Origin of the sequence: Pseudomonas gingeri (assembly GCF_013386165.1) — a bacterium.
GTDB lineage: Bacteria > Pseudomonadota > Gammaproteobacteria > Pseudomonadales > Pseudomonadaceae > Aquipseudomonas > Aquipseudomonas gingeri_C.
In genome coordinates this window covers 203,113-226,352 of record NZ_JACAOS010000012.1, presented here as the reverse complement: position 1 = coordinate 226,352, position 23,240 = coordinate 203,113, and the positions used below count along the sequence as shown (strand labels likewise).

General features: G+C 53.3%; 20 protein-coding genes and 3 pseudogenes. 8 read left to right on the top strand and 15 right to left on the bottom strand.

Annotation, left to right across the window (positions count from 1 at the left end; all coding sequences use genetic code 11):
• Positions 1–1,222 precede the first annotated feature (1,222 nt).
• From HX866_RS11750 to tcuA, 9 genes and pseudogenes are all read right to left on the bottom strand, one after another.
• A complete protein-coding gene (locus HX866_RS11750) occupies positions 1,223–1,582 on the bottom strand; it encodes a hypothetical protein (RefSeq protein ID WP_177105158.1) in 360 nt (119 codons plus the stop codon).
• A gap of 186 nt (positions 1,583–1,768) precedes the next feature.
• Positions 1,769–1,945 carry a hypothetical protein gene (locus tag HX866_RS11745; RefSeq protein ID WP_177105159.1) on the bottom strand — a complete coding sequence of 59 codons (177 nt, stop codon included), beginning with the start codon at positions 1,943–1,945 and terminating at the stop codon, positions 1,769–1,771.
• Between the two features lie 251 nt (positions 1,946–2,196).
• On the bottom strand, positions 2,197–2,523 hold the full coding sequence (locus HX866_RS11740; RefSeq protein ID WP_177139698.1) for a hypothetical protein: 327 nt from the start codon (positions 2,521–2,523) through the stop codon (positions 2,197–2,199).
• A gap of 27 nt (positions 2,524–2,550) precedes the next feature.
• Positions 2,551–2,817: a hypothetical protein gene (locus HX866_RS11735; protein ID WP_177105161.1), complete on the bottom strand. Its 267-nt coding sequence runs from the start codon at positions 2,815–2,817 to the stop codon at positions 2,551–2,553.
• Between the two features lie 229 nt (positions 2,818–3,046).
• Positions 3,047–3,301: pseudogene (locus HX866_RS11730) on the bottom strand (transposase); the annotation flags it as partial.
• Positions 3,302–3,490: 189 nt separating this feature from the next.
• Positions 3,491–4,402 (bottom strand): DMT family transporter, encoded by a 912-nt coding sequence (locus HX866_RS11725; protein ID WP_177105162.1) that lies wholly within the window; start codon positions 4,400–4,402, stop codon positions 3,491–3,493.
• Between the two features lie 86 nt (positions 4,403–4,488).
• Positions 4,489–5,592: a glutamate-cysteine ligase family protein gene (locus HX866_RS11720; RefSeq protein WP_177105163.1), complete on the bottom strand. Its 1,104-nt coding sequence runs from the start codon at positions 5,590–5,592 to the stop codon at positions 4,489–4,491.
• Between the two features lie 53 nt (positions 5,593–5,645).
• Positions 5,646–7,442, bottom strand: a complete 1,797-nt coding sequence (asnB, locus tag HX866_RS11715; RefSeq protein ID WP_256344906.1) for an asparagine synthase (glutamine-hydrolyzing) — start codon at positions 7,440–7,442, stop codon at positions 5,646–5,648.
• 65 nt (positions 7,443–7,507) lie between these two features.
• On the bottom strand, positions 7,508–9,028 hold the full coding sequence (gene tcuA, locus HX866_RS11710) for an FAD-dependent tricarballylate dehydrogenase TcuA (protein WP_177139693.1): 1,521 nt from the start codon (positions 9,026–9,028) through the stop codon (positions 7,508–7,510).
• 81 nt (positions 9,029–9,109) lie between these two features.
• Between tcuA and HX866_RS34300 the strand changes: the two are divergent.
• Positions 9,110–9,238: pseudogene (locus HX866_RS34300) on the top strand (IS30 family transposase); the annotation flags it as partial.
• 446 nt (positions 9,239–9,684) lie between these two features.
• Here the strand turns inward: HX866_RS34300 and HX866_RS11705 are convergent.
• On the bottom strand, positions 9,685–11,016 hold the full coding sequence (locus tag HX866_RS11705) for an MFS transporter (RefSeq protein WP_256344905.1): 1,332 nt from the start codon (positions 11,014–11,016) through the stop codon (positions 9,685–9,687).
• Positions 11,017–11,269: 253 nt separating this feature from the next.
• Here HX866_RS11705 and HX866_RS11700 point away from each other — a divergent pair, with 253 nt between their 5' ends.
• Positions 11,270–12,163, top strand: a complete 894-nt coding sequence (locus HX866_RS11700; protein ID WP_177105167.1) for a LysR family transcriptional regulator — start codon at positions 11,270–11,272, stop codon at positions 12,161–12,163.
• On the opposite strand, the gene HX866_RS11695 is transcribed toward HX866_RS11700, so the two are convergent.
• From HX866_RS11695 to HX866_RS11685, 3 genes and pseudogenes are all read right to left on the bottom strand, one after another.
• On the bottom strand, positions 12,160–13,368 hold the full coding sequence (locus HX866_RS11695; protein ID WP_177105168.1) for a M20 aminoacylase family protein: 1,209 nt from the start codon (positions 13,366–13,368) through the stop codon (positions 12,160–12,162). The genes HX866_RS11700 and HX866_RS11695 overlap by 4 nt on opposite strands.
• 271 nt (positions 13,369–13,639) lie before the next feature.
• A pseudogene (locus HX866_RS11690) lies at positions 13,640–13,798 on the bottom strand (IS30 family transposase); the annotation flags it as partial.
• A gap of 802 nt (positions 13,799–14,600) precedes the next feature.
• Entirely contained in the window at positions 14,601–15,926 is a 1,326-nt protein-coding gene (locus HX866_RS11685; protein WP_177139691.1) for a hypothetical protein, read from the bottom strand.
• Positions 15,927–16,408: 482 nt separating this feature from the next.
• On the opposite strand from HX866_RS11685, the gene HX866_RS11680 reads away from it, so the two are divergent.
• Positions 16,409–16,756 carry a DUF6124 family protein gene (locus HX866_RS11680; RefSeq protein ID WP_177124569.1) on the top strand — a complete coding sequence of 116 codons (348 nt, stop codon included), beginning with the start codon at positions 16,409–16,411 and terminating at the stop codon, positions 16,754–16,756.
• Positions 16,757–16,954: 198 nt separating this feature from the next.
• On the opposite strand, the gene HX866_RS11675 is transcribed toward HX866_RS11680, so the two are convergent.
• Complete coding sequence (locus HX866_RS11675) at positions 16,955–17,824, bottom strand: LysR family transcriptional regulator (RefSeq protein WP_177093633.1); 870 nt, start codon at positions 17,822–17,824, stop codon at positions 16,955–16,957.
• Between the two features lie 108 nt (positions 17,825–17,932).
• On the opposite strand from HX866_RS11675, the gene HX866_RS11670 reads away from it, so the two are divergent.
• A complete protein-coding gene (locus HX866_RS11670; RefSeq protein WP_177093632.1) occupies positions 17,933–18,835 on the top strand; it encodes an NADP-dependent oxidoreductase in 903 nt (300 codons plus the stop codon).
• Positions 18,836–19,119: 284 nt separating this feature from the next.
• On the opposite strand, the gene HX866_RS11665 is transcribed toward HX866_RS11670, so the two are convergent.
• Positions 19,120–20,121 carry a LysR family transcriptional regulator gene (locus tag HX866_RS11665; protein WP_256344904.1) on the bottom strand — a complete coding sequence of 334 codons (1,002 nt, stop codon included), beginning with the start codon at positions 20,119–20,121 and terminating at the stop codon, positions 19,120–19,122.
• Between the two features lie 64 nt (positions 20,122–20,185).
• On the opposite strand from HX866_RS11665, the gene HX866_RS11660 reads away from it, so the two are divergent.
• The 4 genes from HX866_RS11660 (at position 20,186) to HX866_RS11645 (ending at position 22,987) form a co-directional block, all read left to right on the top strand.
• Positions 20,186–20,782 carry a flavodoxin family protein gene (locus HX866_RS11660; protein WP_256344903.1) on the top strand — a complete coding sequence of 199 codons (597 nt, stop codon included), beginning with the start codon at positions 20,186–20,188 and terminating at the stop codon, positions 20,780–20,782.
• A 34-nt stretch (positions 20,783–20,816) separates the two neighbouring features.
• Positions 20,817–21,116 (top strand): superoxide dismutase, encoded by a 300-nt coding sequence (locus tag HX866_RS11655; RefSeq protein WP_177124568.1) that lies wholly within the window; start codon positions 20,817–20,819, stop codon positions 21,114–21,116.
• A 119-nt stretch (positions 21,117–21,235) separates the two neighbouring features.
• Positions 21,236–22,285: an NAD(P)-dependent alcohol dehydrogenase gene (locus HX866_RS11650; protein ID WP_177124567.1), complete on the top strand. Its 1,050-nt coding sequence runs from the start codon at positions 21,236–21,238 to the stop codon at positions 22,283–22,285.
• Between the two features lie 12 nt (positions 22,286–22,297).
• Entirely contained in the window at positions 22,298–22,987 is a 690-nt protein-coding gene (locus tag HX866_RS11645) for a type 1 glutamine amidotransferase domain-containing protein (RefSeq protein ID WP_177093629.1), read from the top strand.
• Positions 22,988–23,240: the final 253 nt, after the last annotated feature.

Sequence of the window (23,240 nt, the reverse complement as noted above, 5' to 3'; positions counted from 1 at the left end):
TTGGCCCAACACCGTAGTACAGCGCTGCCCAGCTTGAAAACCCTCCCATGACCAATAGCGTAATACTAAATCGAACGTTAATTTGATCAGGCAGTAATGACAGGGACGAACGCGGACGGTGCTCAGTAGGCGATTCTTGCCCCAGCATCTGGGCGGCGTCCAATCGCCATTGTCTTTCCAGGAAAGCAGGAATACTGACAACCAAAGCGCTGACGGGTAATCCGGCCAAAAGACCAACCGTGAAAAGAGCTATCGGTAGTGTGTGGTGCACCTAATTTTTCTAAGCCTTCGTAGCGCTTTGTTTCACGCTCGAATGGACCAGTTGCGCTGCTTTAGACCAAAGTGAGTCAGCCTCCCTTACCCACTCACGTACGTTGTATTGACCGCCCCCAGCCCCGTGAGAAAACTCCCACACAGTGACATGCGGAGAAGTGCCAAATGCTGCTCCAGCGTCAACGGATGGATGTAGGTCGTCGTACGGGGATTCAATACCGTAGCAATGACTCAAAGATGGGTGATCACCAAACGCTTCGATACTTGAGAAAGGCAGAACAGCAACCAAAAGTGTGTAAGTTACATTGTATTCACTATGCCCGCAAGAAAATTCCACTCGAAAATCAGGAGCCCAATTCCCAACTGACGCTGGGTTTGTATGCCAAGTCCAACCAGCAAGGTCAAAGAAGGCCGCCCACTGAGCTTCTAGAGGTGTTTTAAAATCCAAACCGTCGTAAATCGCTGTCATTTTGGAAAACCTCGATTTCGCGGGTGCGTAATTGCGCCCTGGTACTGAGTAATGCCCAGTCAAGTGCCTTGGTGTGCAGCGGACGCTGTCCTACCTATTGTCGGTCACACCAGCCGCGACCAGTAAGTTCGCGTCAGTTAAACTGATCACTGCCTTGGCCGCCCCCAAGCAAAATACGGGGCCGTTTGGGTGTCCACCCTCTATCCTTGCATCCGAAAAGCTTTCAGGGCAGAACGACACTTCGTCGATCTTGATCGATCCCCGCGCTCTTGTAGATCGTTACTGTGCTTACCATAAATACCTCTTTTTCATATCCACTTCGGCTTGCATGGGGGTTTATGTTTAGAGCCGGCCAGCGGCTCACTTTGCTGTATTTCACGTTTCACTCCTTGAACTCAGGCATACGAACCGTATGCATCTACTGTAGCGCGTTGCTGGGCGGCAGATCCGCGCCTTTTTCAGCGATATTTTCGCTGCCCCTCAACGTCCAAGCAGCGGAGCTACAAACGTCAGTACGCCATGATTAGTAGTGATCTGAAGGGTGGTTTTGTATCTATCATTTTCGTCGTGAGGATCACCAACCTCTGAGACGGTGTATCCAGCACGCCTCATTGCCGCAGCGGACTGGCCCTGCCTTCGTCCCTCACGGTCGAAAAGGACAACAGCACCGACTTCAGCGATTTCTCTAATCAGATCGCGGGATGTTTCATCAGTTGTAGATAGAAATTCTTCCCCGGTCAGATTTGGGTTGTCGTCCGGATTAGAAACTGAGTGGTCTTTGAGCTTTTGCACTAGTTTTTTCAGTTCTGGGGTTTGGCTTTTTTCCCAAGGTTCAATCATGATCATCATTCCTTCGATTACGGGCGACTGGGGTGTACCAGGGCGAATTTCCTTTAATTTACGGTCTTAAGCGCAGACCATTGCACGGAAGATCATCGGTAGTTCCTCGGTTTCGCGGACGCGAAATAAGCGTCCTTTCACTGACTTAACCCCGACTGGCGGGGCTTGGGGTGTGGCGGCGATTTCCTAAGCTGGCCGCTGACCCTCTACCAGCTCGAAATAATTTTGTTGAACGTAGCGCACTGCATCCACGATTACAGTACCGTCGTTCAGTTCGATGCGTGCGCGGGAAAGACCCGGCGCCTTCAGAAGTGCAACACCTATTTCTGAAGGCGTGAGAAGCACCGAGTAGAAGGTATGCATGCGCTTCATCACTACTGAATATCTCTGCGGCTCTGTCGTTCGACCCAGCTCGCCAGGATTACCGTAAATTAGAGTCAATTCCACTGACTCTGGGGTCGTTTTCACAATGATTACCTCACGTCGCCTAGACTCGAAAACCAGGCCTTTCTTACTGAGTCGGCCACACGTTTTGACGGCGGGGCTTGGGCGTTCCTGGACGGCAGATCCGCCGCGTTTTCCTTGAAGCCCCGGCGTAACGGGGCTGGGTGACATTAGCTCGCCGCTTGGCAGATGCTGCTGCTTGGCTCAACTACAACCCGACGTTCGGCTTCGGTCAGAGTTTTCACGGTCTTGCCTAGTTGAAGCGCGTTCAACTGCTCGACGTTCATCACGTCATAACGCCACAGACTCGCCGAGCCTTTCTCGCAGAACGTGAAATTGAACGGGTATTTGGTTTCAACAACGCGGGCATCTTTGACGCCTGCATCAGTCAGAGTTTTGTTGGACCACTTCGAAAAGTCCGGCGCGGGAAACCCTACAGCTCCAGCAGCGGCAGAAAAAAGCAGCGTGGCCATCAAGGCTGATTTCAGGATATTCAAGTTTTACTCCCAGATCCGGGCGCGAAATTACGCCTCTCCTACGGGCTTAGCCCAACGTTTGACGGCTGGGCTTGTGGTGTACCTGGGCGGCAGATCCGCCGCGCGTTCCTGGTTTCGCTGTTTAAACTTGACGGCTTCGATCCGGGTTTTTCGTACCAGATGCAGCAGTTGGAACACCTTGGCGTCGGGGTCTGCCTCACCAGCCGAAGTTGTCTCAAGCAGGGCTTGCAGATCTTGCAGTTGGTCCAAGGTGACGGCCAGTTGGTAAAGCGGTTCGGTAATTGGTCGAATCACCAAAGCGGCCCTTATCCTTCGGCACGTCGCGCCAAGGCGCGCGGCATGTAGTCAATAGCCTTTTCGAGCGCAACAACGGCCCAATCCGGACAAGGGGTGGCGCTAGGCTTTTCGGGGTCATTTACCCATGATCGTACGATACGAGCTGCGCATGGCCGTCCGGTGAGGGCCGCAACTAGTTCAGCGCTTTTGGCCTGGGTGATACCGTAGGCATCCAGCAGTTGCAGACAGGGTAGTAGCTGCCTTGGCGCAGTTTGGGAATCTTCAAATCAACCTCCCCGACACGGGTTTGCCACAGGCGGTCGCGGCAACCGTTGCGACTGTTGGTACAATCAGGGTTTTTAACATCGAAGCCAGCGCCGCAAAGGCTTTCAACATCGAAATCCATCATCCGCTGGGCGACGAACTGGATCATTTGCTTGAGCAGATCAGCGTCTACACCTTTCTCAACCAACCCGGTCAATGCGATAGTGGGCTTGGTCATCGTGGTTTCTCTGGTGAGTGTTTGGTCTTCGCAAACTCAACGTAAGCCAAGAACCACGATGACCATCCTCTTTCACCCTCAGGGCGCCTTCGGTTGGTTCAGTTACACCACTCCCCGGGACACGATCACCAGTTCTGTCAGATACGCAGCAGTTCCGCGGGATCTGGTTAGCAGCCAATGCTCTATCAGCTACGTGGAATGCCTCATACGCAGATTTTCTAACGCCAGAATGGGTAATACAACCAAAGCAACACCAATAAGCTGCGACTCGTTCAAGCGTTCACTCAAAAAAATCATGCCAAGCAAAACTGCCGTGATTGGGGAGGACAGCTCTAACACAGATGCATAGCTTGCCGATACGTGTTTCAGGCCTTTATAAAAAGCCCATGTGGGAACGGTGACTGTGACAAACGTTAGGATGAATACTGTAGGGAGGAAAGGTGTCCGATAGGGCCACTGCGCGACAGTTGAACTATAACTCGAGAAATCAACTAGTGGTATTAGCAACGACGAGCCTATAAAATACCTGAAGAAGGTCATTTGAGCAGCCGAAGGCGAGGCATCCATGATAGTTAGACGCCTCCCGATAACGCCACTAAAAGCCCACCCAAGCGCACTAGCTAACGCTGCCAGCAGACCAATGATAGTCATGTGCGCAGTCTCAAAGATTTTCATCGGCTCTGGCACCGCCACCAAGAACGCACCCAAAATGCTTACAACTGATAAGAGTATCTCCGTCCGCGTAAGGCGTTCTTTAAGGAAAACATAAGCACATATAATGACAAATACGGGCTGCAACTTTCCGACGACGCTCGCAACCGAGAGGCTCAGGTGGTCTATCGCAATATAGAGCATGCTCGTCCCAATTGAGTTTCCGAAAAAGGCCATAGCTATGAGAAGATATGGGGCTTCACGAAAGCTGTTCCACAATTCAGATGGCCTGAACCAAACAGAAACTAGGCTTATACATACAAAGGCCGAGTTAATCACGTTAAGAAACAGTGGATCGACATACAGCAGAAGATATTTTTTCGTAAACGCTGAAAATCCCCAAAGAATTCCAGACAATATTATTAGGGTCGGCCCCCACGAACTGTTCATCGGCATCCTTCTTTTCATTGGCTGTGTATGTGCCTCCCTGATTGAAGGCACATAGTATGGTAATCGTCCGGGACATATGAAATTAATTATTTGCCAACCAGTTCTGAGTTTTCCCGCAGAACATTCTGTATAGAGCCAAGGTGCAAATAACGCTCGACAGTTCTCTGTGCTTGCGTAATCCGTTGGTCGCGAAGAGCCCAAAGTGGATTAAGTAAATCCGCGTTGAAGCCGTTCCGCGTAAGCGCTGCGGCAGCTGCCCCAAGAACCATCGAAACAGCATCCGCGGGATTGAATTCTCCGAAATTTCTGTCAACTAATACAGCGTCGTAACCGAACTGCGCTACTCTTCGGATGTTCTCCTTCGAAAACCTGTCTGGTAGGATCGGGAATTCCGCATCCGACAAAATAATTCCAAGACTAAGCGCGGCGTAGGCCGCGTGCATCCTTAGATCATTGGTAGCGTCAAATAGGGTTATTTCTTTTCTGTGATGTTGGTCGTCACGGTAGTAGATTGTATTGCGTGTGAAAGTCCTACGGTAAGATCGCTCTGAGTGAGCCTGCACACCCATAGGCGTCCACAGTTCGCCCAACCGAAATGGAGTATTCGCCGCGAGGATAACCATAACCGGTGCTGCGTATGAGAAACGCAGATCCAAAGCAAGCCTATCCAGCGCGTTTTCGCGATCGTCTGGCATGCTAATATTTATGGCTAGCCCCTGAGTGGTCATAGCCACTTCAGCCGATGACCACCCGATTAGATCCCGCTCGCCTTTTTCACCCACGTAAGCGGGTTGAAAAGGGTGATTTCCGTGGCAGCAAAGTCTAAGTCCGGCTTTAGAAACTTTTGCCTGCAAGCTGTTATAGAGCCTCTCGAAGGATTGAACGGATTGCTCAATCGAGAAATCAATCGGAGTCCTAATTTCGACCCCTTTGACGTCAACACGAGACGCAACCTTGCCACTTGTCTCTGTATCGTATCCTTCTAAGTAATAGGGGCCCTGCCCGGATCCAGTGTATTTTTCCACTAGGTAATCAGCGCTCTCATTTGTAATTGAGTTAACACTGTCTCGGAGAATTTCAAACGGCATCTTATCCCCGAATAGCGGATTATAATCATGATCGGTAACCATGACCTCCGCTTCCCATCCGAATTTAAACTTGTCGGAGTTTAGCTCATAAAATGTCGACATTTGTTGAACCTCGAGCAAATAAGGAAAATTTAATTAAGTGAAAATGACATACGTCAAATGGCGCTGACCTGATCAATCCAAACCGAATATACTGTCGCCGCCCAAAGCGCGAAGGATGCGTTTCTGCTAGGATTGCTTCCCTGTTCGGTTAAAAGGCTAGACAAACGCTCGGTATCGAACGGTGTATCCTCACGCATGCGCTTAGTTTTCACTGCTTCATTTACGAAATCATAGAGGCGGCTTCCTTTGTGCATGAGACTTGTAATAGGGAGCGTGAAAGGCTGTTTTGGACGATCCATTACCGAGATCGGGAGAACGCCCTTAGCAGCCTCGTATACAACAGCCTTTCCTCTCGCGGCGTTTCGTAAGTTGATATTATCTTCAAGCCTTCGCGCAAAGTCGACTACGCGAGGCTGGCAGAATGGAATTCTTACTTCCACACCTGACGCCATAGCCAACGGCTCCGCGCGATGCAGAACATAATGGCAAAGGTTGCGGTTTTGCTCAAAAGTTTTAACAGCCTTCTCCCGCGTCCCTGTGAAGGACAATAACTCGTCGGTGAACTCCCGATCAATCTTTTCGTTGTGATCTGATAGTGATCTGAGGAAGTCAGCCTTAAAAAGAGACGCTCGCGTCTCCCGCGAGCAGGGAGCCATGCCGTCGAGATATGCAGTGGGCCAATCACTACCCTCGTGGGATATGGATTTAACCATCCTCGTGTAACCGCAAAAGAGTTCGTCGGCGCCTTCACCAGTTAGCGCTACGCGATAACCACGATTGCCAACTTCTTGAAACAGGCAAAATGCACTCAGTGCGTGCGGAGCGGCATTTGGTTGCCCAAGATGGTAAACCATTTTAGGCAAAAGGTCTGGTATACGATCAGGATCAAGTACGGCGTCGTAATGGTGTCCGCCACTAATTCGAGCCACGTCCCTTGCATAACTGCGCTCATCGAACGGCCAGTTTCCTTTACAAGAAACATGAAACGATGGAAGGGGCTGCGGGGATCTGTGATTCGCAAGGATTGTTATTAAACTTGAGTCTAACCCGCCGCTATTCACTGAGCATACATTGGCATCGGCGATTTTGAGACGATTGACTTCCCAAGCAAGAAGTTCTTTGAGCGCCTGGCCTGCCTCAGGTAGTGACTTCGGAATGCTTTCTCCATAGACTATGCGAGATTGATAACGCATTGTGCGAAGAGGCTCACCTTGTCTCTGCGAAACTATAGTAGAAGGAGGGATGCTTGAAACGTTTTCGATGAAAGTCTGTCCATCGCTAATCGCTCGAACAGTCATGTATTGGTTCACCAAATCGTGACGAATGCGAGTTGGATTTAAGCCGAAACGCAGGAGGGCGAGCAACTCAGTTGAGAATACGACACTGTCACCACCCGGCGAGCGACCGTAGTAGACTGGTTTCATTCCAACACAGTCAGTAGCTAATATGAGAAGCGGCTTATCACTCCTTTTATCGAGAACAGCAATCGAGAACATGCCATCGAGATATTCAACGAATGAAGGGCCATATTCGACGTACATAGCCGGTAGAATTGATCCATCGCATTGATCGCCAAAGCGATAACCTTTATGCTCGAGTTCCCGCCGAAGATCATCATGGTTATATATTTCGCCATTTAAACAGACATAAATGTTTTGAATGCTCGCATAGGGCTGACGACCGCCGCTAGGGTCAGTAATCGCTAGGCGGTTGGCTCCAATGCCGCAATTTGGAAAAGACACATACGATTGCGCATCTGGGCCCCCGTGCTTTTGAGCCTCTGAAACACTTTGCATTCGGTATTGAAGGGAATTGTTGGAACTTGTCAAATAACCGAAAATCCTACACATATAAACTCCAGCTAATTAGTAAAATATCTGCATTCAATGCTCGGTCAATTGACCAAATAGTTTGGTCAAAAACTCATCATTTCATGCGCTTGTCTCGAACTATTGGCCGCGCTGTAACCAGCAATGCGTCCAAAAACCGTGCCTGACGTGAGGCCGGCTCCACTTGGGTATCCATTGAAAAAAACGCCACCGACGATCTCACCGCAGGCGAAAAGTCTCGGAATTATAGCGCCGTCTCGATTAACAACCGCACCATCTGCGTTGATCTCAATGCCGCCGTATGTGAAGGTAATCCCTCCAGTAACAGGATACGCTCTGAATGGCGGTGTATCTAAACATTGAGCCCAATTGGTCCGTGGCGGGGTCAACCCGCGCGCACCTTTCCCGTCTTTCACGCTTGGATCGAAGACCACAGCGTCATCGACCGATGCATTAAATTCAGAAATAGTTTTCAATGCAATTTCGGCATCAATATTATTAATTTGACTTATTAGATCGTCCAGGGACTCACTTTCGAAGTAATCAATTTTGGATAAATTATATTCATCATATAGATGCGGTATACTCTTAGCATCAAAAAATTGGTAAGCGACACTGTCGCTCTGGAGCATTATATCGCGACCATATTGAGCATACGTGCTATTGCGAAAGTCGGCACCTTCGTTGACAAACCGGCGCCCCTCTTTGTTCAGCATCACGCCTAAATGATAGCAAACCTTTCTAGCTCTTAAGCGTTGTTTCTTAGAGAGACCTTCGAACGACCCATTCTCTACGGTAATTCCTGTTGGCACTATATGGCATCCTTCATAAATACCGAAGGGATTAGCGCCAGCCTTAAATGCTATCCTTAGTCCGTCGCCAGTGTTGTGCCTGGTACCGCGTACCAAAGCATTGCTGACATCCGCTCCAACAAACTGAGAAAGCATTTCTTTGTTAGCTCCAAAGCCACCTGAAGCCAAAATTATCGAATGTGCCTTCAAAACGCTTTCGCTTTCATCACTATTTTTGACTCGAATTCCCGTTATCCGACCGTCAACGATAACGAGATGCTGTGCAGAACATGAATAACGCACTGCCCCACCCTTTTCCAAAAATGCGAGGCGTTGAGACTCAGCTAATCCCAAACCTTCACCAACACAGCGAAAGATAGAGCCTCCCCAAAAAGAATATCCGCCCTCAGTTTTTGTAGCTTGAGCATCGTAATTTGGCTCAAAAAGAACCCCCTTCGAACGCAGCCAAAGTAGCGCTTCGTACGAAGCGTCGACGAGCTTGAGCTGATTGGAAGTCGGTGGCGAACCGTTGTTGTACTGAGTTAAGTCTGCAAGAAAATCATCGCGTGTGTAAATCGGGAATCGCGTAACTGAAAGTCTCGGATCGGCATATCCATCGATCAACTGGTTTATGGAAGCGGTGTTATCTATCGTGCACCGCATCGACCCAGCCGAATAGGCAGTGTTACCGGACGCATCCTCGAAGCTGGCTTTCTCGATCACAAGAACACGCTCGGTAATTTCTAATGCCGCGAGCGCCGCGCTCATGCCAGCATTGCCTGACCCAACTACAATTACATCATAGATTGTATTCATAAATTTTGCTCCAACATGATATATATCAATGAGCATCGTACTCGATAGCCAAACATAACATTTGGAATCGTATTGGCGATGGCCGATGCCGCCCTTGAAGCCATGACGAGGGAACTCTCGAGAATGGCTCCGGCGCTTCTGAAAACCATGACCCATGATCAAGGCAGCGAGATGGCAAAACACGCCGAGCTCACGGCTCGCACGGGAATCTGATATTTTTTCAGTATCTCTTCAATGCGAATAACTCTGTAAAAATGGCTAACCCTAGAGATTATATCTAAAGGTACCACCTCTCTATAAGCCAGAAGAGCACTAAACTGCTTTTAAGATTCCACAAGCACAACCAATTCATTTAACTCTTCTTGCTCAACATTACTCCCATGGTGCTTATTATTTTCGCAAAGATTAACTCTTCTATTCGTCGTCGATTTTACTTTATCGAGATAACACCTCTTACGCATATAATATGCATTCGCCTAGCCAAATGGCGCGCGCAAAGTCCAACAAAGAATTAATATCAGAAAAAATATCTGCGTAATTATCTGCCTTCACAGAACACATAGAAGTTACTCCATGAAACACGCCTTATAGTAGTTTCACTAATTCTGACTACACCAGCGACCCCTTATAAGGCCTCGCTGGATGAGCGTACAGTTTCAGATCCGAGGGATGTTATGAGCAAAGCCAGTCTTACGTAATAAGAAGAGGCCCGTGCAAGTGATCAATGCTGCGGCGCTTAGATAGTAGGACACCACCATATTGTCGCCGGTCTTGCCGAGTAGAGCGGTGACGATAAGAGGCGTGAATCCACCGAACACAGAAACTCCCAACGCATAGGAGAAGCCTACACCCGTTGCCCGAAAGGCTGTGGGGTACAAGTTGCTTAAGACCGTGGAGGCGCACGCTGCGTGGCATGCGAGTAGCAAGGCAATGACCATTTGTGCAGCAACCAGTGTTGGCAAGCTAGGGTATTTGGTGAGGACGTAGAACAAGGGATAAGCACCTATGACAGTCAAGCCTGCGCCAAAGAGCATAGGCCTGAAAGGTCCCACGCGGTCAGCCAAACGACCCACCAGCGGGCAGGCACAAATCATGACCAAGCTATAGCAGATCTGGCCAATGAAGCTGTCAACCGGGGTCAGATGCAGTTGCCGAACAGTATAGGTTGTGAAGTAATTGGAAATATAAGTCGCTACGGTCCAGAACACCATCACCGACAGGCCGAGGACCAACGAGCGTCGATAGGTGATGAACTGCCCTAACAACGGTAGGTTTCGCTCCTCGGCGGAGGTTTTGCTGAACAGCATCGTTTCAGGCACTGAGCGCCTTATATACCAGCCTACCGGACCGATCAGCAGGCCAAAAGCGAAGGCAATTCGCCAAGCGCCATCGAGTATTTCCTGCTCACTGAAAACCGAATTGAGCGCCAAGCCCATGCAACCTGCCGTTAGCACGCCTGCACCTTGCGCTGCCTGCTGGAGCGAAGCATAGAAAAAGCGTCGATGTGGCGGTGCGTTTTCGACCAGCATGCACACCACGCCGCCTATTTCACCTCCTGCTGAAAACCCTTGGAGCAGGCGTCCCAGAAGAATGATGATAGGGGCTAGTACGCCTAGCGTTGCATACGCCGGACAAATGGCTGGAACGACTGTGCCGGTAGCCATCATTAAGAGCGTGAGGGTCAAAGCCTTTTTACGTCCGACCCTATCGGCATACCGCCCCAGTACCAACGCTCCGAGCGGTCTAGCGAGAAAGCCGGCTGCAAAGGTGCCCATGGTCAACAGTATGGCGTTGAGTTCGGACACAGCGGGAAAGAACACTTTTGAGATGGGAATTGCAAAAATTCCGAAGGCGATGAAGTCATAAATCTCCAGCACATTGCCCACCGTCGCCGCCGTTGCGGCGCGGCGCAGATAGTCTGGTGCAGACTGCTGTTCGAGCGTATCGGCTACTGAATCCATGAACGCTCCTTGAAATGTGCCAATCATTTTAAAAAATCATTCAGCACAAAATATTCCATTATTTCACCCGTTTTTCTGATCCTGAATGTAGGCAAGCAATTGTTACTGAGCAAATACTATTGACATCCCTACCCTATACTTGCCAGGCATACCAAAACTAATTAGTCTTGCGCGATGTTCAGTGGTGCACTTAATCGTAGCAAGCACCAAATGCGGGCGTGTTGGCTGAGTAGCTTCCTTCACGAATTTTTCATATTTAAATTTTCCCAGGGTGATCCATATGGAACTACGTCATTTGCGCTATTTTGTAGCCGTTGCAGAGCATCGAAGTGTGGCTGAGGCCGCACGTCATTTGCATATCGTCCAGCCAGCGCTTAGTCGACAGATTCGCGATCTGGAACAAACGTTGGGCGTGGATCTATTCCGACGAAGCTCCAAGGGCGTAGAGCTGACCCTGGCTGGCCAGCACTTCATTCGTGATGCTCAAGCCATCCTATCTGACCTGCAAAGAGCACGTGAGCGTATTACCCGAATCGCCAATGGCCAGTCTGGCGCACTGCGTATCGGTATCGCACCCAATTACAGTTGGCACCCATCAGCCCTTCAGCCATTGCGCGAGTTCAAACGAGAGCATCCCGATATAACCCTCATGCTGGAGCCAGCTCTTTCGGCGCGTCAACAAGTGAAGATAGCCGAAGGCACACAGGATGGTGGTTTTCTGGCTTGGCGTGATCCGAAAGATCCGGCATTTTCCGGGCTGGCGATGTTCTATTGCCGACTTGTACTGGCGGTGCCTCGTGGCAGCGAGTTGCATTTGAGTCCGCCTACGCACCTGGCCGACCTTCAATACCAGCAGTGCGTCTGGTTCTCCCGGGATCAGGCGCCGAGCTATTACGATTTTTTGATTCACAGCTGCCATGTCGCTGGCCTATCCCCGCAACTGGTTCACCTGGGAGCGGATATCAGTACGGTGTTGGGCCTGGTGGCAGCTGGCATGGGTTATTCAATTGTGCCGGATTCTTCACAGTTCAATTGCCCCAACGATGTGGTGCTGTTGCCGCACCCTGATCTTACGGGACTCTATCCCGTCGAGTTCGTTTGGCGCAGTGATTCGGACGACCCGGCGCTAATGCGCCTGGTCGAACACTTCAAAATAGCTGCCGGCGCAATCTAACCTGGTTGGTCCAGAAAAGCCTGCACGAGACGTACGAAGTAGGTGGCACCTACCGGGAGCAATTCGTCATTGAAATCGAAACTGGCGTTGTGCAGTTCGCAAGGCCCGTTGCCGTGCTCTTGGCCACGATGCTCGCCGCTTCCGTTGCCCAGAAAGGCATAGCAACCCGGCACCTTCTGTAGCAGAAAAGAGAAGTCTTCCGAAGGCATGACCGGCTCGATTTCCCCTATGACCTTATCCGCGCCGAGCACCTCCCGCGCTACATTGGCAGCGAATGCAGACTGGCTGGCGTCGTTGATCGTTGGTGGATAAACGCGGATGAAGCTAAGCCGAGCAGTACAGCCAAAAGCCGTCGCCAGGCCGGTGGCTATTTCTTGCATGCGCCGTTCAATCAAGTCGGTTACTTGATCATCAAATGTGCGCACCGTACCGCTCAGCCAAACGCCTTGGTCAATCACATTATCCGAGCTTCCAGCGTGGAACTGGGTAACGGAAAGAACAGCAGGATCAATTGGCCGCTTACTTCTGGTCAGGATCGCTTGTAGCGCGGTTACGATCTGCGCGCCGGCCAGCAACGGGTCATGCCCCTTATGCGGCATGGCAGCGTGAGCGCCGACTCCATCGATATCGATACGGAACCGGTTGCTTGAAGCCATCAAAGCCCCGCCGCGGGTAGCCATAGTGTTGGCTGGCATTCCGGGCCAGTTATGAACGCCAAACACCGCATCGATCGGAAAGCGTTCGAGCAGCCCTTCGTCGAGCATAGCTTTGGCGCCTGCGCCACCCTCTTCGGCGGGCTGGAAAATGAACTGCACCGTGCCATGAAATTGCCGATTCGCCGCGAGGTATTGCGCCGCACCGAGCAACATCGCGGTATGACCGTCATGGCCGCACGCATGCATAACACCGGCGTTGCGGGAGGCGTGGGCAATGGTATTGATTTCCTGGATCGGCAGCGCGTCCATGTCGGCGCGCAAGCCAATGGACCGGGCACGCGAAGCGCCTTCTAGCGAGCCCCGCAGGGTACCAACTACACCGGTTCCCCCAACATTGCGGGTGACTTCGATGTTCCATTTCTCGAGAGTTAACGCGACCAGTTTCGCGGTTCGATGCACTTCATACCCGAGTTCGGGGTGCGCATGGATATCGTGGCGTATGCGGCAGATGCCGGCGCTATCTGCTTCGATCTGGGGTATCAGGTTCATCTTGCCCTCGTGCGGTTATGGCATGGGTTCATTGCCTTAGATGCGCACGTTAGATAAAAGTCTCCAACCTCTCAAATACAAACGAGTGTCCTTGGTAATGCCTAAAAGGTATAGGCAGAAAAATGAATGGTTTTATCGCACGCAAGGTCGATGAATCATGCCGTTGTTTAACTAAAATGCTCTAGGCCATGGCCAGATGATTCCAAACTGGTTGTCCACATATTTTTTTTCATTATTAAAGCTGGGCGGCCTCAGGTTTCAAGTGCAACAGTCAGTTAACTGTATTTAGCCGGTTTGTCGCCAGCAGCTGCAAGTGATCCGTCAATATCTCCACAGGAAACTTCCATCCCAGTGTCTGGCGAGGCCGAGTATTCAACAGGTCAGTAATCTCATCCAGACGCTCCTGAGTGACCGAAGACAAATCGGTGCCATTGTGTTGGCGCCGATGCCTAGTTAACCCAGTTGCCGAGAATTCACTGACCCAGTCTGACTCCTAGTCAATCATTGTCTGCGCTGGATGTTTTGCAGGTTTGGAGATGGGGCAGTCTTGCATCGGCAACTGGGTCAGTCCTGGGTCAGCACCAACAGAGAAACCACTCAATGTGGTGAGTCGGTTCTTAGGCGATGGTCGTGCCTGAGTTCAGGCGAGCGGTAAATCCGACTTTTTCAACAGAATCGGCCAAAAGCAGCCCTTCGAGGTTTCTACACAAGTGGGGATGATTCATCTACCCACACAAGGCGGAGCTCGAAAGAGTTCTAGCTCATCGCGACTTTTAATCGGTGGCATCTCCCCTAGAGGCCACGCAACCCCGGTATCTAATCCATAAGTAGATGCAAGCTCGCTCTGCAAGTCGACTAAAGCCGCGATGTCTTCCATTTCATAGATACCTACACATGACATATCCATTCGGTCCCCTGGACCGTCATGGTTAACATCGCCTAGACCATCGATCATACCTAGTGCCTTTTCATAAGCCAGGTCTCTATCAGATGCAACGAACAGCGATGCATTCAGAAAATACCTGACTACAGTCCGCTGTGTTTCGAATGGAGGTTGCTTCGCAAGCCAGCGGTCTTCTATCTTGATGACGAAGTGGACACTATAGACACGCATCATTAGCACTCAAAAAGATGATTTTAGGGTATTTCAGCTGTTGGCCGATTGATGCCCTTGCCGAGCGGCGACTCACGCCAATGACTACCGGCACCAGAAGCTGTTGAACATCCCCCAGTCATACCAGCCGAGCGAGCGATCCGACGGGCAATGCGTTTGTCGCTTCCAGTTCAGTCAGGTGCTGAATAGTCTGCTGGCGCTCACTCTTCGGGGTGATCGGGTCAAAGATCATGTAGTGCGCCTCAATCCAGAGGCGTATTTGCTCAAGCCAATAACTCGCATTGGCCTGCTTCTGGAACTGCACCAGCAGAAATTGCACCTGGCCCCACGTGGGCATAACCCTGTGAAGAGCTCGCCTGCGAGCCGGTTGCAGTGTCTCCCACTCGCGCTCAAGCCTGGAATCGCGCCACACCAGTAAATGAGCCCCTTTGACGGCTACATCGAATACGCATTGGGACGGGTCATTGAGCCCCGCCACCAGAAGCTCCGGCCTGTGGCTGCCCTCAATGGCCAGTACCAGCGAACGAACGGCGCCACAACGTTGGTTTATCCCAGGGCGGACCCACTGCTCAGGTACTCGCACACTCAGGTTTTGCGCAAGACCCAGCCCCCCCAGCCATTGTGCTTTGGAGACTGGCATGTCACCGGCCAACCGCTCGAGAAGAGTCTGGGAAGGATCAACGCCGTGCTGACTGGCAGCCCACAGTGCGGCAGACCTTGCCGCCGGCGACGGGTCTGTCAGAAACTGCTGAATTAAGCGAATACGGCCATTCTGAAATCGCATTGCCGCACGGAACGCTTGGGTCCTGAGGATACCGCTTGCGTTGTTCAACCCGATCGCAATGACCCTTTGTGCAGGTCCTTCGGCAAGGTCCTGAGTTTTGGCGATCGCCATCTGCCGAGCCGCCAGATCCGGGTGGCGCATGGTCTCGACCAGAAACAGGGTGAGATCATCCTCCACCTTGGTTTGAACCAAGACATTGAAGAGGAATCGAGCCGAAGCGCCTCGGCTCGCCCAGAAGGCCTCATTGCAGTGAGCGAGGCACTCTTTCATCGCCAGCGCCGTTTCAAGCTTCCTGATCGTCGGGGTGTGATCGGCGCGCTTTCGGTTTCCTAACGCCATGATGGCGGGCATTTGCGCAATGAGCGACTCGGCATGCTGCGGCGTCAAATAGTCATCAAGCGCCGCCACCGCTGCGACACGGACTTGAGGCACCCAATCGTTGAGACGCTCGAGGACAGCGGCCAACCGTATCGTCGACTGGGATGATCTGATCGCCTGCAGCCCGGACTCACGGCGGAAACCATCCCAACTGCTAACCAGTACCTGCCAGTCTGTCGTGGGGAGTGGAGGCGCCTGCTCTGGCGGTAGGGGGACATTGGGCTTAGCCACAACAGCATCTTGACGATTACGAGTGAGTCCTTTCAGCCAAAACTTCCACATCAACACTGTCCCTACATATGAATTCTCCAAGCATATAGGCCTCTATCACGACGGCGCCACCCAGGTTCTTTTGGTGAGCTACAGACGACCCTACGTGGAGTCGACCATACGGCCCATTGCACTCGCAGCCCTCACGGAAGCCTGCCATTTCAGCGACCCGCAAGAGAACTCTCTTTCCCTTGAGTGAAATTTCCTAGAAAATCCTGACCGCTTGTTTGCGCCTGATTCCACCGCTAGGCTTTGACTCGTCACTGCTCATCAGTGATCGGGTTTAGTCGCCCGGTATCTTCACATTGGGCGCACAAGCATCACCCTCCAGTTGGGCACGTTTTTTCATGCCCCTCTTTATGGTGGCTGTGCGCAGGGCGCTTTCGGGCGCGCCGGGTTCCCAATGTTCCGGTCGACTAACCTGCGTACAGCTGCCACCCCTTCGTTTAGTCGCGATATCTGGCAGTTCCACTTAACATTGGAAGTGCATAATTATGTTCAAAGTAACCCCCAACCCACCGGCAACGCCCAACGTCGAATCTATCGACCCTCGCATCGTCGACCGGGCTTTGTCTCACTACAACCTTGGTCCAGACGCAGGCTCGAAACCACCCCCTGCCATCGCGCGGCATGATCCTCTGAATGAACCCCTGAATCAGGAAGACGCCCTCGTCAACGTCTACTCCATTCTGAAATCCGCCGCTGCAACAGCCTATGAAAACGCAGACAACCAAACAGGCTCGAATCGCCAGGTGGCGATGGGTGTGGTGCACCTGATTGAGCTGGCGCAACTGAGGATGGACTCGGTGCTGGATAGGCAGGCCGTCAGCGTCAACGGTTGACCGCACACCCATGATCAAAGAACGGGAAGTGAGGCTTCCCGTTCATTTGAGTATGAAACGCTACAGCCGTGTCAGCCTCCCCCTCAGGCGATTGCCTGACACCTGCTCAGACCCAGATAAGAAACCCAGCCCAGTTGAGCCACAACACCTCTCTGGCCTTGAGATGTGAACGTCATCGTTCAGCACAGGAGCATCCGCCTAGTTGGCGAAATGCGTGCAAAGAAACGCGACGAAAGCACTCACTTTAGGGCTGACGAGACGACGTGAAGCATGCAGCACCCAGCCCTCAATAGCAGGGGCCTGTGCAGCCCCCCACTCGATCAAACGACCTGAAGCAAGTTCTTCGGCGACGGCAGATCGAGGCACGAGGGCGGCGCCGGCGCCCGCAAGTACCGCATCACGCACCAGCAAAGGCGTCGATAAGCACAGCACGGGCTGCGGGAGATAGGTGCGTACACAACCCTCGGCGTCGACGATGGTCCAAGGAGCAACGTCTGTGCGACCCACACGAACGACCGCCGGTAATTTTGACGGTGTATTGGCGGGCGGCGGGCGGCATAGGTGTGGTGGCGCGACAAGCACGAGTTGATCGCTCAAAAACTTGCGGCCGACCAGCGTTTCGTCCGGCCGTGGATTGAAGCGCACCACGACGTCGTAGCCATCACCTATCAAGTCAACAACGCGATCCTCTGCAGTGACGTCGAGTAGTACATCAGGATATGCAGCATGGAAGGCCGCGCTTAATCGACCCACCGAGACGTGAGCAAATAATAGCGGCGCACTAACGCGCAGTACGCCACGCGGCTGGCCGATTCCAGCTTTCAGTTCTTTTGCCGCCTGCATGATTTCGCCGAAGGGATCAACGGTGCGTGCGTGCAGGATTGCGCCTTCAGGAGTCAGACGTAGTTCTCTGCCGCCACGCTCTATGAGGCGAGTTTCCAAGTACTCCTCCAAAGCTCGTACCTGGCGCGACAGCGTTGCCTTCGGATACCCACTCGCGCGGCTCGCCCGACCAAACCCACCGTGAGTGGCAACGAGATTGAAATGGGCTAGCGCGCTGAGATTCATTCGCTGTTCCGATATTGAGACGATATGTCCATTTTTTGATGACTGTACATCATATCTGGATCAGTTGAGCATCAGCATTTCACCCAGCATCTGGCAAGGAGTTACCAAATGAAAGCAGTACGTTTTTATGAATACGGTGGGCCAGAGGTCTTAACACTCGAAGACATCGATCAACCAACGCCCGGCGCAGGTCAGATACGGATTGCGGTTAAGGCAGCCGGTATCAATCCGATCGACTGGAAAATTCGGGCTGGATACATGCGTGAATTCATGCCGCTAACGCTCCCTGCCGGGATCGGTATCGACGCGGCGGGCATTGTCGAGGCCATTGGCAAAGACGTAACGGGCGTGTCGGTAGGCGACGCCGTATTTGGCAAAGGAAATGCCACCCTGGCCGAATACGCGATCCTCCACGAGTGGGCTCAGAAGCCCGAAACCCTCTCGTTTGAGGAGGCAGCGGGCTTCCCGGTGGCGGTCGAGACGGCGACCCGGATCATCGATGAACTTGATGTAAAATCAGGCGAAACACTGCTGGTAAGCGGTGCAGCCGGTGGCGTAGGGTCTGCTTTGATCCAGTTGGCCAAGGCCTCTGGTATTCGAACGATCGGTACCGCCAGTGCTCCAAAACATGCTTATCTGCAATCGTTGGGTGCGATTCCGACGACCTATGGTCCCGGCCTTGTCGAACGGGTTGCGGTGCTGGTTTCGGGCGGGGTACAGGCAGCGGCCGATGTTGCCGGATCCGGGGTCATACCCGATTTGGTGGCGATCACCGGCACCCCCTTAAAGGTCGTGTCAATCTCTGACTTCCATGCGCCGGAATATGGAGTCAGGACTCTGTTTGAAGAGAAAAACTCTACGCCCGCCCTGGTGCGCGCAGCAACGTTGTTTGTCGCCGGTGCATTCACTCTGCCCGTAGCGCGCACTTTTACACTCAATGAAGTTGGCGCTGCGCACGAACTCAGCGCGCAAGGTCATGTCACCGGACGGCTTGTCATTACAATGGATTGAATTGGAAGGCTGGAGGTCGCTGGGAAGCAGAGCGAACTCGAAGATTCGCATGATGGGTGCATTGTTTTCAGTGGCCATCGCATCCTACCCCGCACCGAGCACCGTCAATAGGCGGGGGGTTTGCTATGAGTCGGCTGAGGCTCAGATGCCGCAGGCCATGCTGACGGCAGGCACTGCGGCTGTCAGTCGATTTTTGTTGTCTGCCATGTGGTCTCTCCCTTGGTTGATGAGTATGGATGTCCGGTGTCGTTCGCATGTGAACTTCCACCACGGGCGCGACGGACTCAGGCTCCCGGATAGTTCTCCAGTTCCATGGCAAGCAGGTCGATCGCAAGACGCGATCGGAGTGGAAGATAATGAGCGGCGGGCCAGGCCGCATAGCACTCCATAGCGGCGATCGGCCGATCGCCCCATATTTCGACGAGTTCACCTTGCTGCATCCGCTGCCGTATAAGCCAATAGGGAAGCCAGGCTAGGCCCATGCCCTCGGCGGCAGCATCCGCGATCACCTCCAGGTCGTCGAAACGCAGGCGCGAGGTGACCGGGACGTCAACAAGTACACCCGTCGCATCGGGAAGCTGCCAGACCATACCGTGATCGTTGCGCCAGTATGGAAGCCGATCATGGTCAGTGAGGTCGACGAGCGAGCTGGGCTCGCCCCGTGCCGCCAAATAGTGCGGCGAGGCACATAGCACTTTTCGTTGGCTGACCAACCGTCGCGCACGCAGGGTCGAGCTATTGCCAAAGCGGCCGTTGCGGACCGCGAGATCGTACCCCTCGGCGATCAGGTCCACCTGGCGATCGCTGAAATTCAATTCCAGTTCGAGCTTGGGGTGTTGGCGCGCATAGGATCGCAGGATAGGCGCGACGCAGTAGCGGCCGAACAGAACAGGCAGAGAGACCCGCAGCTTGCCGACCACTTCTCGCCGACCGTTCTCCAACAGGGTCTCGCCTGCGCGCATTTCGTCGATCGCACGCAGACAGTGCTCGAAGTACTGCTGGCCGTCCTCGGTCAGGCTCTGGCTTCTTGTGGTTCGCTGAAAGAGCTGGACGCCAAGTCGTCCTTCCAGACGTGCGATCGCCTTGCCGACCGCCGAGCGCGTCAACGAAAGCCGTTCGCCGGCCTTCGCAAAGCCACCGGCTTCGACGACCTCCACGAACAACTGCACGCCATCGAATCTATCTCGCACGTTAACACTCGCAATTGTAGAAAAAAATGATGCATTGAGTTGAATTAATACCGTCAATGCATAAATAAATTCTACTTTAAAGTAACCCGGCAGCAAGTCCTTTCTGCAAGCCAGAGCAGGGTTCTCGCCTGAGGAGAACTGCGTATCTCGGGCTTGCGCGATGTCCCAACAAACCAAGGGCAGAGAGATGTTGATTTCAATTGTGTATGACAGTGGTTACGGCCATACGGCACGCGTGGCGCAAGCTGTTGCGCAAGGGGCCAAAGAAGTTGAAGGGGCCGACGTCAGGCTCATTGCTGTCGCCGACGGGCCTATTGACTGGGCGCTGCTGGAGAAGAGCGACGCGATCATCTTCGGATCCCCGACCTACAACGGCATGATCAGCGCCCGCTTCAAACAGTTCTTTGAGGACTCCACCAAGACTGCGTGGCTCGAACTCAAATGGCGCAACAAACTCGCGGCGGGCTTCACCAATTCCGGTGCGCAGCATGGCGACAAGTTGAACGCTCTGGTTTCTATGGCGCTGTTCGCCGCCCAGCACGGAATGCTCTGGGTGGGTCTAGACCTAATGCCTGGCAACAGCAGCAGCACCGGCAGCGAGAACGACCTCAATCGCCACGGCAGTTGGTTGGGGGTTATGACCCAGTCGAACAATGACCAAGGCGCCGACCTTACACCGATTCGCAGCGATCTCGACACCGCAGCCTACCTGGGCAAGCGCGTGGCGCTGACTGCAGCCCGCCTTCTACCCAACTAGCGTTTGCCCACATGCCTTCCCAAGGGGTCTGACCATGAAATTTCTTTGTCTCGACGTACCACAACCGGACGCGACGATGGATCAATACGCGCCGCACATGCTAGACGAAGTCCGGCACGCCTGGCAGTTGTACAAAGGCGGAATCATTCGCGACATTTACTTTCGCCAGGATCGTCCAGGCGTGGCTATTTTCGCTGAAGCCGAGACGATCGAAGACGCCAAGGCTGCACTAGACAAGTTTCCACTTGCCAAGGCTAATCTGATCGGTTGGGAGATTATCCCGATAGGCCCTTTTACCGGTTGGGAAGCGCTGTTCGCTGCAAGCAACGATTAAGTCCTGCCTCTATTGCGGAATAACTTCAGCGGCTGAGTGGTGGACGCTCAGCTGTTTCACCCACTGCATGGGACAGGAACGAGAAGTCCGGCGCGATAAACAATGGAGTACGCCTTTATATGAATGCATTCGGATTTGCCGCTCAATCAGCTAGCAGCCCCCTGGAACGCGTTACTTTCGAAAGGCGACCTGCGCGAGAGGACGATGTCGTTATCGATATTCTCTACTGCGGCGTTTGCCATACTGATTTGCACCTGGCCCAGAATCACGGTGGTTTCACCACGTACCCGATTGTCCCCGGCCACGAGATCATCGGTCGTGTGCGGCAGGCCGGAGCCGGTGTTTCCAAGTTCAAGGCAGGCGACATGGTCGGCGTAGGTTGCATGGTTGATTCCTGCCAACACTGCGAGCCTTGTCGCAAAGGCTGGGAGCAGGATTGTCTGGAGGGAGCTACCTTCACCTACAACAGCATTGATCGTAACGATCATAGCGTCACTTATGGTGGCTACTCCGACTCGATCGTTGTTCGCGAAAAGTTTGTTCTCTCGTTGCCCGACGGCCTCGATCCGGCGGGTGCTGCGCCGCTGCTATGTGCAGGTATCACCACATGGTCGCCGCTGCTCCACTGGAACGTTGGTAAGGGCAGCAAGGTTGCGGTGATCGGGCTCGGCGGGCTCGGCCATATGGCCCTCAAGCTTGCCAAGGCCCTGGGGGCGGACGTCAGTCTCTTCACGCGCTCTACAGGCAAGGAAGAAGACGCTTTTCGTTTGGGGGCGGACCACGTCGTGCTCTCAAGTGATGTGGAGCAAATGAAGGCCGTCGCCGGTCGCTTCGACGTGATCATAGACACCGTCCCATATGACCATGACATCAATCCCTACCTGTCGACGCTGACGTTGGAGGGCGCACTCGTGCTCGTCGGCTATATGGCGCCATTGAGTACCCCTGTCAATGCGGGTGCCGTCGTGCGTGGCCGTCGCGTGATCACCGGTTCGTTCATCGGGGGCGTCCCCGAAACCCAGCAGATGCTCAATTTCTGCGGTGAGCACGGAATTGTCTCGGACGTCGAGATCATCCCCATCCAGAAGGTTAATGAGGCATACGAGCGCATGTTGAAGAGCGATGTGAAGTACCGCTTCGTCATCGATATGGCCTCGATCAAATCCTGAGGAGTTGAAAATATGATAAGCGCGACGAAACCCATCCTGTGCGTGGTGACCAGCCATCCCATCCGTGGCGACAGCGGCGAGCCCACTGGTTTTGCCATGGTAGAACTAACCCATCCGCTGGAAGTCTTCGAGGCCGCCGGCATTCCGGTCGAGATCGCCTCCATCCGTGGTGGGCACCCGCCGATCGATTTCTTCGACCTGTCCGACCCGGCCAATGCCCACTATTGGAAGGACAAGAGTTTTCGCGACGCGCTCGCCCACTCGTTGGTGCTTGGCGACCTCGACCCATTGCGTTACTCAGCCGTTTTCTTCGCAGGCGGCCACGGTACGATGTGGGATTTCGCCGACAGCGAAGCCGTGCAAGAGGTCATCCGCGAGATTTGGGAGGCTGGCGGGATCGTCTCGGCCGTCTGCCATGGCCCGGCGGCATTGGTGAACGCGACCTTGTCAGATGGCAGCTACCTTGTCGCCGGTAAGAAGCTTGCTTCTTTCACCGATGAGGAAGAGGCCGAGGTTAAGTACACCCAAGTTGTTCCGTACCTGCTGGCGAGTACCTTGAAGGAACGCGGCGCGCTGCATCAGCCCGCCCCCAACTGGTCGGAGAAGGTGGTCACGGATGGTCGCCTGGTCACCGGACAGAACCCGGCCTCGGCGCGTGGCGTAGGGGAAGCTGTTGTCGCTCAATTGAAGGCGGCAGCCTGACGGAGGACGTGGAGTTGGCTACGGCTCAACAAGGGTGTGTAACAAGCCCCGATTTTTCGGGGTCGCTCGCGCCGTAAGGCTGAGGTGCACGCCAGGCACGAGACACCGTCGGCAGATGCCTGCCGACGGGACGCGCCTGATTCTCTATTGACCCGCCAGTTCCTCACAATATGCCTGCAACGTGCGCGGTTCACGACCGAGTATCGTCTGCAAGGGCAGGAACGATCAACCCTGCGGTCTCGCCTGCGGCACC

Excerpts from the sequence above, each read along its gene's own strand:
- asnB (WP_256344906.1), bottom strand. The coding sequence starts at position 7,442 with ATGTGTAGGATTTTCGGTTATTTGACAAGTTCCAACAATTCCCTTCAA.
- HX866_RS11650 (WP_177124567.1), top strand. The coding sequence starts at position 21,236 with ATGAATGCATTCGGATTTGCCGCTCAATCAGCTAGCAGCCCCCTGGAA.
- HX866_RS11670 (WP_177093632.1), top strand. The coding sequence starts at position 17,933 with ATGAAAGCAGTACGTTTTTATGAATACGGTGGGCCAGAGGTCTTAACA.
- HX866_RS11700 (WP_177105167.1), top strand. The coding sequence starts at position 11,270 with ATGGAACTACGTCATTTGCGCTATTTTGTAGCCGTTGCAGAGCATCGA.
- HX866_RS11660 (WP_256344903.1), top strand. The coding sequence starts at position 20,186 with ATGTCCCAACAAACCAAGGGCAGAGAGATGTTGATTTCAATTGTGTAT.
- HX866_RS11675 (WP_177093633.1), bottom strand. The coding sequence starts at position 17,824 with ATGAATCTCAGCGCGCTAGCCCATTTCAATCTCGTTGCCACTCACGGT.
- HX866_RS11695 (WP_177105168.1), bottom strand. The coding sequence starts at position 13,368 with ATGAACCTGATACCCCAGATCGAAGCAGATAGCGCCGGCATCTGCCGC.
- HX866_RS11685 (WP_177139691.1), bottom strand. The coding sequence starts at position 15,926 with ATGTGGAAGTTTTGGCTGAAAGGACTCACTCGTAATCGTCAAGATGCT.
- HX866_RS11680 (WP_177124569.1), top strand. The coding sequence starts at position 16,409 with ATGTTCAAAGTAACCCCCAACCCACCGGCAACGCCCAACGTCGAATCT.
- HX866_RS11720 (WP_177105163.1), bottom strand. The coding sequence starts at position 5,592 with ATGTCGACATTTTATGAGCTAAACTCCGACAAGTTTAAATTCGGATGG.
- HX866_RS11745 (WP_177105159.1), bottom strand. The coding sequence starts at position 1,945 with ATGCATACCTTCTACTCGGTGCTTCTCACGCCTTCAGAAATAGGTGTT.
- tcuA (WP_177139693.1), bottom strand. The coding sequence starts at position 9,028 with ATGAATACAATCTATGATGTAATTGTAGTTGGGTCAGGCAATGCTGGC.
- HX866_RS11705 (WP_256344905.1), bottom strand. The coding sequence starts at position 11,016 with ATGATTGGCACATTTCAAGGAGCGTTCATGGATTCAGTAGCCGATACG.
- HX866_RS11645 (WP_177093629.1), top strand. The coding sequence starts at position 22,298 with ATGATAAGCGCGACGAAACCCATCCTGTGCGTGGTGACCAGCCATCCC.
- HX866_RS11725 (WP_177105162.1), bottom strand. The coding sequence starts at position 4,402 with ATGAACAGTTCGTGGGGGCCGACCCTAATAATATTGTCTGGAATTCTT.
- HX866_RS11655 (WP_177124568.1), top strand. The coding sequence starts at position 20,817 with ATGAAATTTCTTTGTCTCGACGTACCACAACCGGACGCGACGATGGAT.
- HX866_RS11750 (WP_177105158.1), bottom strand. The coding sequence starts at position 1,582 with ATGATTGAACCTTGGGAAAAAAGCCAAACCCCAGAACTGAAAAAACTA.